Here is a 17,894-nt window from a genome sequence, read left to right as displayed (position 1 = left end):
CTTTTGTTACATTTTTTTAAGTGTCGGCATGTACATTGTTTAGACTCAACATACAGCAAGCACTAAGGCTTTTCAAATTGTAATTTTGACAAAAATGTAAAATATACATGTTAATTGTAAAGGTGGGATTATCCATTGTCAAGGTTAGTCGATAAAGCATTTTGAAATATTTCGAATTTCGTAACAGTATTCCACTGGTTTTATAGATACTTTGCTGAATAAAGAATAGTAAAAATGAATAATTACTCATTTTTATAAAAAAGAGCAAAACCTAAACACGGGTTTTGCTCTGGAACATTAATCCAGTAATTCAATTTGGTCGTCATCTTCGGATTCGACAACGGTTTTTTCTCCATCCAAACCATAATGCTCGCGGATCTTTTTCTGGATATCCAAACGAATATCTGGATTTTCCTTTAGGAATAACTTAGCATTCTCACGTCCTTGGCCAACTCTTTCATCATTGTAGGAATACCATGCGCCGCTTTTTTGGACAATTTCCAGTTCTGATCCCATATCGATGATTTCGCCTTCTTTGGAAATGCCTTCACCATACATGATATCTACTTCAGCAGTACGGAATGGCGGAGCGACTTTGTTTTTTACTACTTTGATTTTTGTCTTGTTTCCGACCATTTCACTGCCTTGTTTTAATGTTTCAGCACGACGGACTTCAAGACGGATGGTGGAGTAAAACTTCAGGGCGCGTCCACCAGGTGTCGTCTCGGGGTTACCAAACATAACTCCGACTTTCTCACGAATTTGGTTTATAAAAACAGCGATGGTTTTCGATTTGTTAATTGCACCTGAAAGTTTACGAAGGGCTTGTGACATCAAGCGGGCTTGCAGGCCTACGTGTGCGTCACCCATTTCGCCTTCAATTTCTGCTTTAGGTACTAGTGCTGCTACCGAGTCGATAACAATAATATCGATAGCGCCGCTTCGTACTAATGCTTCCGCAATCTCAAGTGCCTGTTCACCAGTATCTGGCTGGGAAAGCAATAATTCATCGATATTAACGCCTAATTTTTGTGCATAAGCAGGGTCCAGGGCATGCTCGGCGTCGATAAACGCCGCTTGTCCGCCTTTTGCCTGTACTTCAGCAATGGCGTGTAATGCTACTGTGGTCTTACCTGAGCTCTCAGGTCCATAAATCTCGATTATCCGTCCGCGTGGATATCCCCCAACCCCTAGTGCCACATCAAGCGCTAGCGATCCGCTTGGGATGGTGGAAATTCTTGTTTCGGCCTGCTCGCCCATTTTCATGATAGAGCCTTTACCGAATTGTTTTTCTATTTGCTTTAGCGCCATTTCTAAGGCCGCTTTTCGGTCTGACACAAATAGTTCCTCCCTTTATTTATAAATTAAATTTCTGCTGGATTCTATCAAAATAAAAATAAAAATAAAACCTATTAATAATATAACCTCTTTTCAGCTTTTTGTCGAGAAAAAACACGAACATCTATTCGACCCTTTTCAAACCAATTATATCCGTTTCCAGAACAAAAATCCTACTTTTCTTCGTCTTTTCAATCCCACTCAAGCAGAAAAATCAGCTTTTCTAAAACTATCAGATAACTTACAAATGAGCCCCTTACAAAAAATCACAGAACGCCCTTATGCGTTCTGTGATTCCTTTAAGTGCTTTAGTATTAAATAACATCCATATTTGACGGAGCGGACCCGGATTTGCTCTCTGGTTCCGCCTAAAGACAATTTTTCCACATGTGTGGGCCTTCCCTTGATGGCGATCCCAATATAAACAGTACCAGCTGGCTTCCCTTCCAACTCATTAGGTCCCGCTACACCTGTAAAACTGACACCAATGTCGGTATGAAACATTCCGGCAATATTTTCTGCGAGCTCCCTTGCGCATTGCTCACTGACGGCTCCATGTTGGTCAAGTGTTTCCTGCTTCACATTTACAACCTGATGTTTGATTTCATTCGAGTAGCAGACAACGCCGCCTTTAAACACTGAACTGGCGCCCGAAACGGATGTCATGCCTTGTTGGAACATTCCTCCGGTCAAACTTTCAGCAGCCGTAATCGTTAACTTGGCATCTATTAACCGCTTCATCATCTCTCCCATGAGTGATGTTTGGTTATAACCGTAAAGAAATTCCCCCACTCGGTCTGTAATCTTTGTTTCTACTTCATCAAGCATTGACTCCGCTATTTTTCTATCTGAGTGTTTAGCCGTCAGCCTTAAAGTGACTTCCCCATCACCAGCCAGCGGGGCAATGGTCGGGTTGGATTGGGCATCAATTAAGTCGATAATTTCCGTTTCCAGTGCCGCTTCTCCAATTCCAAAGAACCGAAGAACTCTTGAAAAAATTTGTTCAGTAGAGCCAGTTTGCGAAATTAGTGCTCCCATGCCAAAGTCAATAAACATTGGTTCCATTTCTTTCGGTGGTCCCGGCAGAAGCATATAAATGTGGCGGTCCTTTGAAAGAACCATTCCTGGTGCCATTCCATGATTGTTAGGAAGAACCGTTGAGCCCTCGATGACAAGCGCCTGTTTCCGGTTATTTTCTGTCATCACACGATTCGATTTTTTAAAATATTCTTCAATATAAGCTAGTGCCGTTTGGTCCAAAACAAGCGCTCTTCCAAGATGTTTGGCAATGGTTTCTTTGGTCAAATCATCCTTAGTCGGACCAAGACCGCCTGTAAAAATGATGATGTCCGATCTTTTTTCCGCAATTTCTATGCTGGACTTTAACCTGTCTGGGTTGTCCCCGACGACGGTATGGAAAAATACATTAATCCCAGCCCCAGCCAAATGCTGAGACAGAAATCGTGCATTCGTATTAACTATTTGGCCCAATAGCAGTTCTGAGCCTACCGCAATGATCTCAGCATTCACATCCGACACCCCTATTTAGAATTTTTAAACACATGATTGTTTTTGGCAAAATAATCCCATCCGGACCAAATCGTGAAAATGAGCGCCACCCAGAGGGCCAATAAATCAAATCGAAACGGAATCATGGTAAAGAGAATATTATGTAATAGTAACGCTGATATCGCGATAATTTGCGTCCAGGTTTTAATCTTGCCCAGCATATTGGCAGCGACCACTTCCCCCTCGCCGGCCAGCAGGAGGCGAAGACCGGTCACAGCAAATTCCCGGCTGATAATGACAATCACAATCCATGACGGGGCAAACCCAAGTTCTACGAGAACGATCAGGGCTGCTGACACCAGCAGTTTATCGGCGAGCGGATCTAGAAATTTCCCCATATTGGTGACCATGTTATACTTTCGTGCATAATGGCCATCCACCCAGTCAGTCGTAGAAGCCAAAATAAAAATTAACGCCCCGGCTAAATGGGTAACAGGCATGCTGGCACCTAAAATCTTTATTTCTCCCCAGTCAAACGGAACCAGCATTACTATCAAGAATACAGGAATTAAACATATTCTTGAAACGGTGATTTTATTAGGTAAGTTCATACAAAAAATTCCTCCTAGTTGAAAAACCAAAACTAAATTCAAGCAAACCGAAGTTTTTCCACATGCGAAAAATAGTCATCACACAGATGACTATTCGGTCTTCGGAACATATTGGATCGTAATGTTCTGACGAACCACTTCATTCGGTGCCACGGCATACTCAATCTTTTGGTCATTCACATATATATCAGTATCAACGGCCCGGCCAACGACAATGACAGCCTCTTTTTCAGCAGATAAATCCACCGTCTGACTCTCCGTGGCAGCACCTGCAGTCAGCATTCCTTGAAAGAAGGATTTACCAAGCCCGTTTTTAATGCTGACCCAGCTTTGCCCTTTGGAAACAAGCTTAACGACAAACTTATCCGCATTGTTTACCGCAAAAGTGGTATTTTTGCCGCTGCTTTGGACCACCGTTATTTCCTGCTTAGTTTCTTGGGCCACGGGGGCTTCCTCGGTTTTCACGGTATCTTCCTGAGCCGTTTTCTTTTCGTCATCAGAAACGTTATTTGTGGTTTTATCTTTGGTCTGTTCATCGGTTTTAGCTTTTTGCAGGTCTTCTGATTTCACTAATTTCACTTGCTCATTATCTTTTGAGACACTTTCATTTGTATCTTTGTCAGCATAGCTGGATAAGAAATAATATAGCAAACTTGCGACACCAATGACAAAGACGCCGATTAAAACTCTCGGCAGTACATCAAAGACTTTCGAATTGCCCCTCGGTATAGTCTTATGCGTCCTCACTCTTGATAATTGCTGTGGCAGTTCCTCATTGTAGGAAGCTGGGATTTCACTCTTATAGGTTTCAAAAATCTCATCCGGATTTAATCCCAAAGCCTCTGTATATTGCTTAATAAAGGCCCGCACATAAAAATTTCCAGGCATGCTCGAATAATTGCCTTCTTCAATGCCCAGTAGATAACGCTTTTGTATTTTTGTCATGGATTGCAAGTCATCTAAACTTAATCCTTTGGCTAAACGGGCTTCTTTTAATCGATTCCCTAATTCAGTCACTCGTTAACACCTTCCAATTTTTAAAAATCAAAATCTCCAAATTCAGAACCCGAAAACATATTATTCTGATTGACCATTTCATATGTAATCTCTTCACCAGCATGATTCCTGAGTTCGATAATATAATCAAAATCATCTAGCGTGTACTCGGAATTTTGGACAAAGATATCCGGATGTTCAATCACCTTGACCGCAGGCAGCCGCATAATTTCCCGCACCAATTGCCAGTGCCGTTCATTTGCGCGTCTCGTCGAAACAATCCCATCCAAAATGAATAAGTTATCGGCATTGTACTCGTCTTCGATTAATTGATTACGGATCGTTTGTTTTAATAACGTGGACGAGACAAACAGCCAGCGTTTATTGGCACAAACACTCGCAGCCACCAGTGATTCTGTTTTGCCCACGCGAGGCATCCCGCGAATCCCAATCAGTTTGTGACCGTCCTGCTTAAATAATTCTGCCATAAAATCCACTAATAAACCAAGCTCATCCCTCACAAAACGAAAGGTTTTTTTGTCGTCGGCATCCCTTTGAATATATCTGCCATGCCTTACAGCCAGCCGGTCACGGAGTTTGGGTTCTCTCAGTTTAATTATTTTTATTGTGTCCATTGTATGTAAAATTGACTCAAGCCGTTTTATTTGATCATCATCTTTTGCTAAGATGAGCAGACCACGGCGGCCTTCATCCACACCATTTATGGTTACGATATTAATAGAAAGCATTCCTAAGAGGGAGGATATATCACCAAGTAAACCTGGACGGTTTTTCTGAATTTCGTACTCCAAATACCACTCTTTTTTCATCTCGATTTCGTGCCCCTTAAAAGAAATTTCGACATTTTTTTCACATACCTGCCTAAATTTAATCATAAATGATTTTCGTATAAGATGAAAGCAAAAACACATACATTCCTTTTTTTCTTTGTTTTTCCCTCTTTTTTGTTAGGGCCGCGGAACCGAAAAAAAAAGAGAGGAGAACCTCCTCCTCTCAAATTATTGTTCGTTACCATTATTTTGAACGAGTTTTACCATCATGTTAGCAATAGCTTGCTGCTCTTTCTCATCAGCTACAGACCAGAGGTCAGCTAATACTCTTTGTTGTTCATTCTTGGGATCCACATTAGTGGCAAGGTAATCCCCAACTTGATGAGCTAAGCTTGAGATGGCACCTTCACTCATACCTTTGTCTTGAGCCTGATGAAGTCTGTTGGCAAGGAAGTCTTCCCATTCCTTCCAATTATTTAACATAGACATATTTTTTTACCTCCTTAAGATTGGTACAAAGTTATTTTGCGATGGCAGAACTCAAACTATACATAAAAAAATATTGTTACATGTACCAGCCGCCATTAATGGCAAGTACTTGTCCGGTCATATAACTTGACTCCTCCGATAATAAGAAGGCAACACCCTTGGCAATTTCCTCCGGCTGTCCCAGCCTGCCCATTGGAATTTCATAGGCAATCCGTTCTAAATCTTCCTCCGTAAATCCTTCCAGCATCTTCGTGTCAATTGCACCTGGAGCGATGGCATTTACCCGGATTCCATTTAACGCCACTTCTTTACTGAGAGCTTTAACAAAAGAAATTTGGGCACCCTTTGCCGCTGAATAAGCAACCTCGCAAGACGCTCCTGTCTGGCCCCAAATCGAGGTAATCACGACGATATTGCCACACTTTTTACTGATTAACTTGGGCAGCAACTCTTTTGTTAACATTAACGGTGTTAAAACGTGGACGTTCAATAAGTCCACAGCTTCGTCAAGCTCCAAATCCATCAGCAAACCATATTTGCCCATCCCTCCGCAATGAATAATCGCGTCCAAGGAAAAAATTTGGGAAGCTAAGCTTTTATAGCCTTCCGGTTTGGATAAATCAGCATGGATGGGAAGATACTCCCCGCCAAACATGCCCAGCCTTTCCATAAGGTCATTCATCGCTTCTCTGTTACGGTTATAATGCAAGTATAAATTGTAGCCGTTCTCGGCTAATTTAACCGCCACTGCCTGTCCGATCCCTCCGCTGGCTCCTGTGATCAGTGCATATTTTTTCATTTTGTCCATCTCTTTCTTATTCTTTTTATTTCCTGTTTGCATGGAAAGAAGCGCCCCCCCAAAAAGGAGCAGCGCTTCTTGTTACGCTTGTTTGGGAATTACCTGGCAAATTGAAATCCTCTCTTCAGAGATCAATTCTTTGGCAAGTGACTGAACATCCTGTAATGATATGTTTTCCAATACTGGCACTACATCAAATAGGTTCATATCATTAAAGGCATAGCGGGTAAATTGATTGGCAATATACTCCGGAGAATTAAGTGCCCGTAAGAAAGCCCCAATTTTCTTCTTCTTGGCCCGCGCTAATTGTTCTTCTGAAATGGTTCCTGTTGATTTGGCAGCCATTAACATTTCTTTTAGCCGTTCCGCCAGCTGGTCAGGGTCACTGGTATCCCCGCCTATCATGGCAAACCCAAATCCCTGTTCCTGAGTATAGTCGTAGGAGAACGTATCGTCCACTAATCCAACCTTATACAGTTGATCATAGTTTTCAGAGCTCTTGCCAAACAGTAGATCAAGAAGGACATTCATCGTTAATTCATTTTTTAACATATCATTTCCTTGTTGGTCCACATGCAGTGCTTTAATACCGACTAAACACTTGGATGTTTGAACATTCATTTGCAGTATTTGTTTTTTCTTAGCGGCGTGTGGTGGTTCTTCTTCAAACTGCCGCTTGATTTCTGGCATTTCCTTGTAATCCTTTTTGGCTTGATTTTCTCTAACCTGATTCATGATATCTTCAGGATTTACCGGGCCAACAATAAACAGAAGCATATTGCTGGGGTGATAGAAAGTATTGTAGCACTCATACAGCCAATCTTTTGTGATATGGGAAATGGATTCAATCGTTCCAGCAATGTCAATGTTTACTGGGTGCTTTTCATATAGGTTGGCAATGAGGCCAAAGTACAGGCGCCAATCTGGATTATCGTCGTACATGGTAATTTCCTGGCCGATGATTCCTTTTTCTTTTTCAACCGTTTTTTCTGAAAAATAGGGATCCTGGACAAAATCAATTAGGGTTTCCAGGTTTTTTTCCAAATCAGAAGTACTGGAGAATAAATAAGCCGTTCTGGTAAACGAAGTAAAGGCATTGGCAGATGCCCCTTGTTTGCTGAATTGCTGAAATACGTCACCATCCTCTTTTTCAAACAGTTTATGCTCTAGAAAATGGGCAATTCCATCCGGTACCTTGACATAATCTGTTTTGCCAAGGGGGACAAAGGTATTATCAACCGAGCCGTACTTAGTCGTAAAAGTCGCATACGTTTTATTAAAGCCTTTTTTAGGCAGGATATATACATTTAGGCCATTTGGCAACTTCTCATGATAAATCTCTTCTTGAAGCTGGTCAAAATTTATTTTTTCCATTATTTGCCCGCCTCCGTTCCTGATAAAAAGTAAATCGTATCTAAACTAATTTTCTCTGCCACCGACACAATTTCTTCCTTAGCGGCTTTTTCCATACCATTCAACCATGCATCCAGGTTAATATCTGTTTGGGCAATGACATTATGATAAAGCAATTCCAGCAACCCTCTTGCCGTATCAATGGTCTCCAATATTTGGTTGCGGATGACCGCTTTTGTTTGGCTTAATTCCTCATCCGTAAAATCGCCCTTTTTCATGGCTTCCATTTGCTCATTAATGATTTTAACCGCTTGGTCATAGTTTTTGTTGTCAATCCCCGACATGACCATCATCAGACCCTTGTGGCTTTCCAGACGGCTGGCAGCATAGTAGGCCAAGCTTGCTTTCTCCCGGACATTGATGAATAACTTGGAGTGGGAAAAACCTCCGAAAATACCGTTAAATACCTGCAACGCGAAGTAATCAGAATCGCCGTATTTGATATTGGTGCGATAACCAATATTCAATTTTCCTTGCTTTACGTCCTGGGCTTCTTTTACCTCATGAACCTTTTCTTTCTGGTTAATCTCAGGTACCTTAGCCTGCTTTGGTGACCGGTTTTCGAATGTAAAAAGTGACGAGGCGAAAGTTTTCACTTCCTCTTCCTTGACGTCTCCGACAACGTATAGGTCCATTTCGTCCTCTGAAAAGGCTTGTTGGTAATATTCAAATAAGTTTTCAGGAGAGATGGCATCCACGTCTTCCGCTTCACCATTCACTTGTAATGCGTAGGGTTCTCCTTTGCACATTTCCTCAATCAATCTTGCGTTGGAATAACGCATTTTATCATCGTATACAGACTGGATCCGCTGTTTCAACGTACGTTTCTCTTTTTCAATGGTTTCCGGGTCAAACCCATTGCCCGTTTTATAAGGATTAGTAAGAATCTCTGCTAATAACTCAAATCCTTTCCTTAGCAGGGGGCTCGAATCCGTTAAAAACTTTTCATTGGCGATTTCAATTAGAAAACTGATGACATGGTATTCACCTTTTTTGGCCAAGTCGACATATAGAGTTGCCCCATATAAATCATCCAAAAAGGAACGAAGGGCAGTTGTAGTTGGATAGTTAGCTGAACTGCTTTGCAATACATGGGGAAGCAGTGCCCGTTTTGTAACGTTTTCCTTATCAAGTGGGGCTTTCATTCTCCAGACGATGGTGTTGGTTTTATATTTGTCTGTTTCAATTACATGAAGCTTATATCCTGGCATTTCTGTCGTTTTCTCTGAAACGGCTATCATTTACATTCCTCCTCATTCAAATCATTCAACCTGCACTTTTTCGGTTTATCCTATCATATGTAAACATTTTTCTTTCTATTTTTTCCTTTCCAATAAAACCTATACCATAACTATAATTTTTCGGGCTTGGTTATAGCAAACTTTTTATAAGAAAAGCGGAAGCGTCCCGGTCAGAGCTTTGTGGCCTCCTCCAAAAAGCTACCGGTTTTTGTTCGTTCGATGTCAATGCTGCCAAAGCTTTCCATGTGGAGCTGACTAATTCCCAAAGACCAAATAAAAATTTCCTATTTATACCAAAAAGCCCCTTCAGAACACACTGAAGGGACCTTAGCTGTATTAACGGCTACCCTTGATATAATGGGTACCCGATGCTTTAGGAGCATCCGCACGGCCAATAAATCCGGTTAGGGCAAGGATTGTTAATACATATGGAGCTATTAATAAATATACATTTGGAATTTCTTTAAGGAATGGCAAGCTGGAACCAATGATACTGATACTTTGGGCAAAGCCAAAGAAAATACCAGCACCGAGGGCTCCCAGTGGATGCCATTTACCGAAAATCATAGCTGCCATTGCCATGAAACCTTGACCGCTGATGGTTGCGTGACTAAAGTTAGAGGTAATCGATTGAGCATACACTGCCCCGCCGAGCCCGCCAAGCGCTCCAGAGATGATAACCCCTAAATAGCGCATTTTGGTCACGTTAATTCCCATTGTATCGGCTGCCATTGGATGTTCACCCACCGAGCGAAGCCGAAGGCCGAATGGCGTTTTAAACACGATATACCAAGCGATAAAGGCTACAACAATCGCAAGGAACGATGTCCAATACGTATCCTGGAAAAAGATTTTTCCGAGAATGGGTATATCTTTTAAGACAGGAATATCAATTTTACTAAAACCCTTACTGATAATCCCGGTTTCCCCTTTGCCATAAATCTGCTTAACAAGGAACAAAGTTGCTCCGGTTGCGAGCAGGTTGATGGCAACACCTGAAACGGTATGGTCCGCCCTAAACGTAATAGCTGCTACCGCATGCAAGATGGAGAACAGTCCCGCAGCAACCATCGCCACCAAAAGTGCTACCCATGGAGTGGCATTGCCGAACGTATCGACAAATGTCAGGTTAAATACAATAGATGTAAAGGCGCCGATCACCATTAGGCCTTCAAGTCCGATATTAACAACACCAGAACGCTCCGAGAAGATTCCTCCTAATGCAGTGAAGATAAGCGGAGCAGCCCACAATAACGTCGAAGGGACGACAATCGTTAAGATATCCATTAAGCTCAACTTACTTCGCCTCCTTCTTACCGAATCGATCAAGTAATTTTCTTATGATATAGCTGGAAGCTACAAAGAATACAATAAGAGCAATGATAATATCAACCAATTCATTAGGAACGCCTGCCTCAAGCGGCATGTTTAGCGCCCCGACTTTTAATGCGCCAAACAAAATCGCGGAGAAAAAGACACCCAGAGCGCTGTTGCCTCCAAGTAAAGCAATGGCAATTCCATCAAAACCAACCCCAGTAAAACCGCCTTTAACAGTCACATAACCGAAGGTCCCTAAGCCTTCCATGGCGCCTGCCAATCCGGCAAATGCACCGGAAATAACCATCGATAAGATGATATTGCGATTGACATTCATCCCCGCATATTGAGCCGCATGCTGGTTAAAACCAACAGCCCGCAATTCAAATCCTCTTGTTGTTCTTTCTAGTAAGAACCACATGATGAAGCAACAGATAACCGCAACAATAATTCCCCAATGCAGACGTGAATAATCCGTGATGCTTTGGAGCCACTCTGACCTTAAAGAGGCAGATTCTTTAACAAGATCGGTTTTATCTTTATGGTCAGTAAGCACATTCTTAATAATATAGTTACATACATGCAATGCTGTATAATTCAACATAATCGTAACAATAACTTCGTGCACACGAAGACGTGCTTTTAACAATCCAGGGATAAATGCCCAAAGTGCCCCTGCAAGTGCCGCCGCTATAATTGCTAGAGGCAGGTGAATAATCTTTGGCAAATCAAAGCTGATTCCCACCCATACGGAAGCTAACCATCCAACAAGAAATTGTCCTTCAACTCCAATATTGAACAGACCAACCCGGAACGCAAACGCCACTGCCAAACCTGCTAAAATATATGGCGTTACCTGCCTTATGACTTCACCTGTATAATATATCTCTCCAAATGCACCATTCCATAACGCGGTATAGGCTGCTACCGGGTCATAACCGCTTGCCAGCATGATGATGGTACCGACAATAATCCCTAACAATACGGCAATAATCGGTGTAAGGAAACCAATTAGGCGTTTAGACATTCGTACGTTCACCCGCTTTCTTTCTGCTCGATCCAGCCATGAGTAGTCCTAACTCTTGTTCATCTGTTTGTTTTGGATCCACGACTGCAACGATTTTCCCCTCATAAATGACAGCAATCCGGTCACTGACATTCATTATTTCATCCAATTCGAACGAAACAAGCAGGACTGCTTTTCCATTATCACGCTGTTCAATTAATCGTTTATGAATGAATTCAATTGCCCCAACATCGAGACCGCGGGTTGGCTGCGCAGCAATAAGCAAGTCAGGATTATCGTCCACCTCCCGGCCAATAATCGCCTTTTGCTGGTTACCTCCAGATAGGGCCCGTGCCAAGACGTACTCATTAGGAGTCCTTACATCAAATTCACTAATTAATTTTCTTGCCTGCTCGTAGATAGCCTTAAAGTTTAAAACGCCACTTTTGGAATACGGCTTTTTATAATAGTTTTGCAGGACCATGTTTTCTCCAATTGGGAAATTTAACACTAACCCATGTTTATGGCGGTCCTGTGGAATATGGCCTACACCTGATTCCTTTACCTTCCTTGGAGCTTGGTTCGTAATATCTTTATCATTTAATACTACACTGCCGCTATCCGCTTTTCGTAAACCTGTGATGGCTTCAATAAATTCCGATTGTCCGTTACCATCCACGCCGGCGATGCCAACAATTTCCCCGGCCCTGACATTTAAATCCAGGCCATTGACAACCGTAACCCCTCTAGAATCTTTGACGATTAAATTCTTAACATCCAACACATTCTGTTGTGGGTTAGCAGATTTTTTATCTACTTTAAAGACTACATCATGGCCAACCATCATTCTTGCTAGTTCATCTGGATTGGTCTCACTTACATTTACTGTGCCAATCCCCTTACCTTTTCGAATAACGGTACATCGGTCCGCAACTTCCATAATCTCTTTTAATTTATGGGTAATCAGGATGATGGATTTGCCTTCGTTGATGAGTGTTTTCATGATTTGTATTAATTCTTTTATTTCTTGGGGCGTTAGTACCGCTGTTGGTTCGTCGAAAATTAGGATTTCCGCTCCTCGGTACAATGTTTTTAAAATTTCTACCCTTTGCTGCATCCCTACGGAAATATCGGAAATTTTTGCTTGAGGGTCTACAGCCAAACCATACCGTTCCGAGATTTCTCGAACTTCTTGTTCAGCCTTTTTAATATCTATGCGTCCTTTTGAGGTAATCTCTCTGCCGAGAATGATATTCTCCGTAACAGTAAAAACATCAACAAGCATAAAATGCTGGTGCACCATACCGATCCCCAGATCATTTGCCACGTTGGGGTCTGTTATTTTTACAGGCTTGCCTTTTACACGGATTTCTCCTTGTTCCGGCTGGTACAAGCCAAAAAGAACATTCATTAAAGTGGATTTACCGGCCCCATTTTCACCAAGCAACGCATGAATTTCCCCTTTTTTTAATTGGAGGGTAATATTATCATTTGCAACGAAGCCGTTAAATTCTTTACGAATGTTCAGCATCTCAATAACATAATCCATTATGATTTCTCACTCCCTTGATAAAAGTAAGGAATTTTTAACCAATAGCTGTAAGAGGTCAGACCTTTTTGCTATAAAAAAACGGAGGAAACCCTCGCTGCTAAAATCCTAAATGAAAAGTAGAAATGCTTTCTACACTTCAGTTAAGATTTCAATAAGAAAGAATAAGAAGGAGGAAAATTCCTCCCACTTATTCCCTGATGTACTTATTATTTTGTGCTAAATGTTTTTAATTCTGCACGTGTTCCTGGAACTTTTACTTCTCCGGATTTAATTTTATCAACCCAAGTCTTAATGGCAGCGTCAATGTCAGCTTTATTAGCGGCTTTTGCATTAATTGGAGCCGCAGCCACACCGTCTTCAGCTAATCCGTACAGGGTTACTTTTCCGCCAGGGAAATTGCCTTCTTTTGCTTTTGTTGCTGTATCTTGAACTGCGACGTCAACACGTTTAAGTGCAGAAGTAAGAACGACATCTGGACCCATATCGGCTTGGTCACGGTCTACACCGATTGCCCAAATTGTTGCATCTGGATTTTTCGCCTTGCGGTCAACTGCTTCCTTGAATAAACCATTACCGGTTGCACCGGCAGCGTGGAATATTACGTCAGCACCGGAAGAGTACATCTTAGATGCAATGGTTTGGCCTAGTTCAGCTTTGTCAAACGCACCTGCATATTGGATATCAACAGTAGCATTTGGGTTAGCCGCTTTAACGCCAGCTTCGAAACCTGCTTCAAAGCGCTCAATTACTTCGCTTTCCACACCGCCAATAAATCCGATTTTATTGGATTTTGTTGCCATTCCGGCTGCAATTCCAACTAAGAAAGAAGCTTCTTGCTCTTTGAAGAGTATGCTGGCTACGTTTGGCTGGTCAACTTCGGAGTCGACAATTGCAAAATGGCTGTCTTTTTGTTGTTTGGCAATTTCTTCAACAGCACCTTGCATCATGAAACCAATACCAAATACTAAATCAAAATCTTGACGTGCAAGAGTATTTAAGTTTGTTGAATAATCAGCATCTGATTTAGATTGAAGGTAGTCATACCCGTTTTTACCTTTTTCCATGCTGTTTTCTTTACCAAAAGCCTGAAGACCTTCCCAAGCAGATTGGTTAAAGGATTTGTCATCAACACCGCCAACGTCAGTAACCATTGCTACTGTAAAAGCTTTTTCTTTGTCTCCGCTTTTTGCATCATCACCAGCATTGTCATTGCTTTTACCACAAGCACCCAACAGTGTACCAGCAGCAAGAACCAAGGATAGCGCCATTCCAATTTTACGCTTTTTCAAGGTATTTACCCCCTAAATATGTTGTTTGATAAAGTAGAAATGCACACAAATATATTCAGCTTCCAAGTTCAGTAGAGTTATACTCTTTTCCTTAACACGTGAAAACTGAATTTATCTGCTTTAAAATAGTTTACCGAAAAGAGTACAGGTTCATCCGTTTCATCGAAATGCATTTGTTTTAATACTAACAAAGCGGTTTCTGGTTCACATTCTAAAATGGGGGAAATTTTCTCATGATAGCCAACTGGCTCAATCTGTGCTATTGCGTATGTAATTCTTTTATTTGCTGCCCCATCCAAAATGTTAAAAATGGATTCTTCCTCATGAGAAAAGGTTTCGGGCAGGATATGTGACGGAACTTTATCGATACAATAAACGACTGGTTCCCCATTGGCCGTTCTAACCCGTTCTATTACTACAATTTCCTCATTTGGAGAACACTTGAAACGACGAACATCCTCTTCGGTAGGATTTTGTTTTGATGACCTTAGAAAAATCGTACCAGGTTTCATGCCAGCATGTTTAATCATGTCCGTCACGCTGTTTAGTTGTTCAATTCCTGAAGTAAATAATGGCTTCGCATTCACAAATGTTCCAACGCCATGACGCCTGATAATAACGTTTTCTTCCTCAAGAATCCGCAAGGCTTCCCTTAAGGTTGCCCGGCTCACCCCGAGCTGTTTAGCAAGATCGAATTCAGAGGGTAATTTTTCTTTTTCTTTATAGACTCCCGTTTCGATATCTTGCTTTAGGCGATCAATCACTTGCAAATACAAATGGCGATTATCTGACTTTATGGACATGCTGCTATCCCCCGCCTTTTTTCCTAAGACATCAGACATCTGATATCATTCCTACTAATCGTGATTTATATTATCATGTTTTATGGTATAAATAAATAGAAATTCTTGAATTTGTCGAAAAAAGGCACAATGAAAAATTTTGACTCGTATTATCGCTTTCAGACGCTAAAAAATCTGCTATAATTGAACAACTGCTTTAAAAAACCATATTAGGAAATTTTCCCTACCTATTACTATTTATTCAAAGTTTGGATAAATAATCATAAAAAAAGAGCCAATTGGCTCTTTTTTTCAATTCCACCTTTTATGAACTTTTTTCTTCATTCGGTTTTGACACGAGAACGGCCCGAGGCTTACTTCCCTCATAGGGACCGACGACACCTCTGACTTCCATTTCATCTATCAGACGGGCAGCTCTAGTATAACCGATTCGGAAACGGCGTTGCAGCATGGAAACCGAAGCGGTCTGCATATCGATAATCAGTTCAACCGCCTCATCATACAGTTCATCATCCACTTCACCTGCTACTTCAGGTACATCGTCCGGAATCATTTCCTCTTGATACTGGGCTTTTTGCTGGGAGATGACAAATTCCACCGTGTCCTCCACCTCTTGGTCCGAAAGGAACGCGCCCTGCACCCGTACTGGTTTTGTTGCCCCGACCGGCATAAACAGCATGTCCCCTCTTCCTAAAAGCTTTTCAGCTCCCCCCATATCAAGGATGGTTCGGGAATCCGTTGAACTCGATACAGCAAACGCAATCCTGGATGGGATATTAGCTTTTATAACACCAGTGATAACATCAACAGATGGCCGCTGAGTCGCAATAATCAAATGAATTCCCGCTGCACGGGCCATTTGGGCCAGCCTGGTAATCGAATCTTCCACATCAGATGATGCAACCATCATTAAATCGGCCAACTCGTCCACGATTACGACAATATACGGCAGCAACGGCTGTTTATCGTTCTCCTCAAGGTTATGTTTTCGTACATGATCATTATATCCTTCGATATTCCGGGTTCCAGTATGCGAAAATAGTTCATATCTCCGCTCCATTTCACTGACAACCTTTTTTAGCGCCTGTGATGCCTTTTTAGCATCTGTCACTACTGGTGCCAGCAAATGGGGAATCCCATTGTAAACATTTAGTTCGACCATCTTTGGGTCAATCATCATTAATTTGACCTCATGAGGCTTGGCGCGCATTAATAAACTGGTAATGATACCGTTGATACAAACACTTTTTCCGCTTCCTGTGGCACCCGCTACCAAAAGGTGGGGCATTTTATTTAATTCTGCTACTACAGCCTCACCAGTGATATCCCTGCCTAATACAACACTCAATTTGGCATCCGGCTTGTCATTTTGGGTGGCCTCTAAAACTTCCCGAAGTGAAACCATGGCCACTTCAGTATTTGGCACTTCGATTCCGATCGCCGACTTTCCTGGAATTGGGGCCTCAATCCGTATACCTTTCGCTGCCAAGGCAAGCGCAATGTCGTCGCTCAGGCTTACGATTTTGCTTACCTTTACTCCAACATCGGGATGCACTTCATATTTTGTGACTGCCGGCCCTAAATGTACCTGTGTTACCCTTGCCTTTACACCGAAACTTTGAAAAGTCCGCTCCAGTTTTGCCGCATTCTTATTAATGAGTTCATATTCTCCGCTTTGGTCGGTTTTCTTAGGCAACTTTAACAGTCTTAAAGGCGGTAATTCATAATCGGTATTCTCTACTTCCGTAAAGGTAATCGGTGGAGAATTATCCTCCTCCGGTTCGTCATCTTCCTGTTTCTTCCTTCTTCGTTTCACCTGGTCTTGATGACTTTGTTCGTTTACGGATTCCTCTAGATATGCCCGATCGGCGAAATTCGAAATTATCGGTTCAGGTGCGTTCGAAGTTTCTGTGGCATGAATGGCAGGGTCTATGTCCGTAGTTGCAGGGGCATTGCCCACAACGGCAGCTTGTCCCTCATTTCTTTGCGTACTTCGTTGATTCTTACGTTCTTGCTGCTTTTGCTTCCAATCTGACATGTCCGATTTGAATTCTTCCCATTGTGTTTTAAAAAAGCCCAAACCTACCGTCATTACTTTTGCAATCAGTTCCCCGAATGATTTTCCCGTGAGCAAAATAAAACCAATGATAATAAATATAAACGCGATTATTTTTGTCCCGGTTTCCGCGAATAAGTAATGGAATAAGGCATATAATATAGCTCCAAGAATCCCCCCGCCCAAGTCGGTAGTACTTGTTTCTCCGCGAAGCTCCATCATGAATAATTCCCATGTATTTTTAATCACGCTTGGATTTCTAAGTTTTCCATCGGCTAACAGCGGATGGAACAGGGCTACATGACTTAGAAGCAATATTGCGGAAACAATGAAATAACTTCCGGCTAATTTTACATGAAAGAGGTAAGGAAGCTCTCTCTTCCACATTAAATAAATGCTTAGTAAAACCAATCCAAGTAAACTAAGCATATACCATTCCCCCATCCAAAAACGGAAGAATAGAACCGTAGCCCTTCCTGCCGCTCCGAGCTTAGCGATGGAGATAATCGCCAGGGCCAGTAATGCCAGGGCCGATAATTCATATTTTAGGGTGCGTTTTAGCTGCGCTTCTCTTCGTTTCGGTTGTCTTTTCTTTTTTTTGGCCATCTAATCACCTTATACAAGATATGTTTATTTGACTGTCTTCACAATTTAACGAAAGGAATTATATAAAAAAAGGAAGAA

At 41.8% G+C, this 17,894-nt stretch carries 15 protein-coding genes; all 15 read right to left on the bottom strand.

Features of this window, described 5'->3' with window-relative positions:
- Positions 1-297: 297 nt before the first annotated feature.
- On the bottom strand, positions 298-1,338 hold the full coding sequence (recA, locus tag ACY8D0_RS04620) for a recombinase RecA (protein ID WP_462409303.1): 1,041 nt from the start codon (positions 1,336-1,338) through the stop codon (positions 298-300).
- A 279-nt stretch (positions 1,339-1,617) separates the two neighbouring features.
- Positions 1,618-2,868: a competence/damage-inducible protein A gene (locus tag ACY8D0_RS04615; protein ID WP_462409302.1), complete on the bottom strand. Its 1,251-nt coding sequence runs from the start codon at positions 2,866-2,868 to the stop codon at positions 1,618-1,620.
- Between the two features lie 11 nt (positions 2,869-2,879).
- Positions 2,880-3,458: a CDP-diacylglycerol--glycerol-3-phosphate 3-phosphatidyltransferase gene (pgsA, locus tag ACY8D0_RS04610; RefSeq protein WP_462409301.1), complete on the bottom strand. Its 579-nt coding sequence runs from the start codon at positions 3,456-3,458 to the stop codon at positions 2,880-2,882.
- A 90-nt stretch (positions 3,459-3,548) separates the two neighbouring features.
- Positions 3,549-4,475: a helix-turn-helix domain-containing protein gene (locus ACY8D0_RS04605; protein ID WP_462409300.1), complete on the bottom strand. Its 927-nt coding sequence runs from the start codon at positions 4,473-4,475 to the stop codon at positions 3,549-3,551.
- Between the two features lie 20 nt (positions 4,476-4,495).
- A complete protein-coding gene (locus ACY8D0_RS04600; protein ID WP_462409299.1) occupies positions 4,496-5,284 on the bottom strand; it encodes a DUF3388 domain-containing protein in 789 nt (262 codons plus the stop codon).
- Between the two features lie 189 nt (positions 5,285-5,473).
- Complete coding sequence (locus ACY8D0_RS04595; RefSeq protein ID WP_462409298.1) at positions 5,474-5,734, bottom strand: DUF3243 domain-containing protein; 261 nt, start codon at positions 5,732-5,734, stop codon at positions 5,474-5,476.
- 76 nt (positions 5,735-5,810) lie between these two features.
- A complete protein-coding gene (ymfI, locus tag ACY8D0_RS04590) occupies positions 5,811-6,533 on the bottom strand; it encodes an elongation factor P 5-aminopentanone reductase (RefSeq protein ID WP_462409950.1) in 723 nt (240 codons plus the stop codon).
- An 81-nt stretch (positions 6,534-6,614) separates the two neighbouring features.
- Positions 6,615-7,907, bottom strand: coding sequence for an EF-P 5-aminopentanol modification-associated protein YfmH (gene yfmH, locus ACY8D0_RS04585; RefSeq protein ID WP_462409297.1), 1,293 nt, complete (start codon positions 7,905-7,907; stop codon positions 6,615-6,617).
- Positions 7,907-9,187: an EF-P 5-aminopentanol modification-associated protein YfmF gene (gene yfmF / locus ACY8D0_RS04580; RefSeq protein ID WP_462409296.1), complete on the bottom strand. Its 1,281-nt coding sequence runs from the start codon at positions 9,185-9,187 to the stop codon at positions 7,907-7,909. Before yfmF ends, yfmH begins: the two co-directional genes overlap by 1 nt.
- 336 nt (positions 9,188-9,523) lie before the next feature.
- On the bottom strand, positions 9,524-10,483 hold the full coding sequence (locus ACY8D0_RS04575; RefSeq protein WP_462409295.1) for an ABC transporter permease: 960 nt from the start codon (positions 10,481-10,483) through the stop codon (positions 9,524-9,526).
- A gap of 1 nt (position 10,484) precedes the next feature.
- The gene (locus tag ACY8D0_RS04570) at positions 10,485-11,531 is read right to left on the bottom strand and encodes an ABC transporter permease (protein ID WP_462409294.1); all 1,047 of its coding nucleotides are present in this window, start codon (positions 11,529-11,531) and stop codon (positions 10,485-10,487) included.
- On the bottom strand, positions 11,524-13,059 hold the full coding sequence (locus tag ACY8D0_RS04565) for an ABC transporter ATP-binding protein (protein ID WP_462409293.1): 1,536 nt from the start codon (positions 13,057-13,059) through the stop codon (positions 11,524-11,526). The genes ACY8D0_RS04570 and ACY8D0_RS04565 overlap by 8 nt, the downstream gene beginning before the upstream one ends.
- 209 nt (positions 13,060-13,268) lie before the next feature.
- Positions 13,269-14,351: a BMP family lipoprotein gene (locus ACY8D0_RS04560; protein ID WP_462409292.1), complete on the bottom strand. Its 1,083-nt coding sequence runs from the start codon at positions 14,349-14,351 to the stop codon at positions 13,269-13,271.
- A 77-nt stretch (positions 14,352-14,428) separates the two neighbouring features.
- Positions 14,429-15,154 carry a GntR family transcriptional regulator gene (locus tag ACY8D0_RS04555; RefSeq protein ID WP_462409291.1) on the bottom strand — a complete coding sequence of 242 codons (726 nt, stop codon included), beginning with the start codon at positions 15,152-15,154 and terminating at the stop codon, positions 14,429-14,431.
- 304 nt (positions 15,155-15,458) lie between these two features.
- The gene (locus ACY8D0_RS04550; protein WP_462409290.1) at positions 15,459-17,816 is read right to left on the bottom strand and encodes a DNA translocase FtsK; all 2,358 of its coding nucleotides are present in this window, start codon (positions 17,814-17,816) and stop codon (positions 15,459-15,461) included.
- Between the last annotated feature and the right edge of the window lie 78 nt (positions 17,817-17,894).

Source organism: Neobacillus camarae (assembly GCF_054950115.1).
This window is presented reverse-complemented; position numbering and strand designations above follow the sequence as displayed.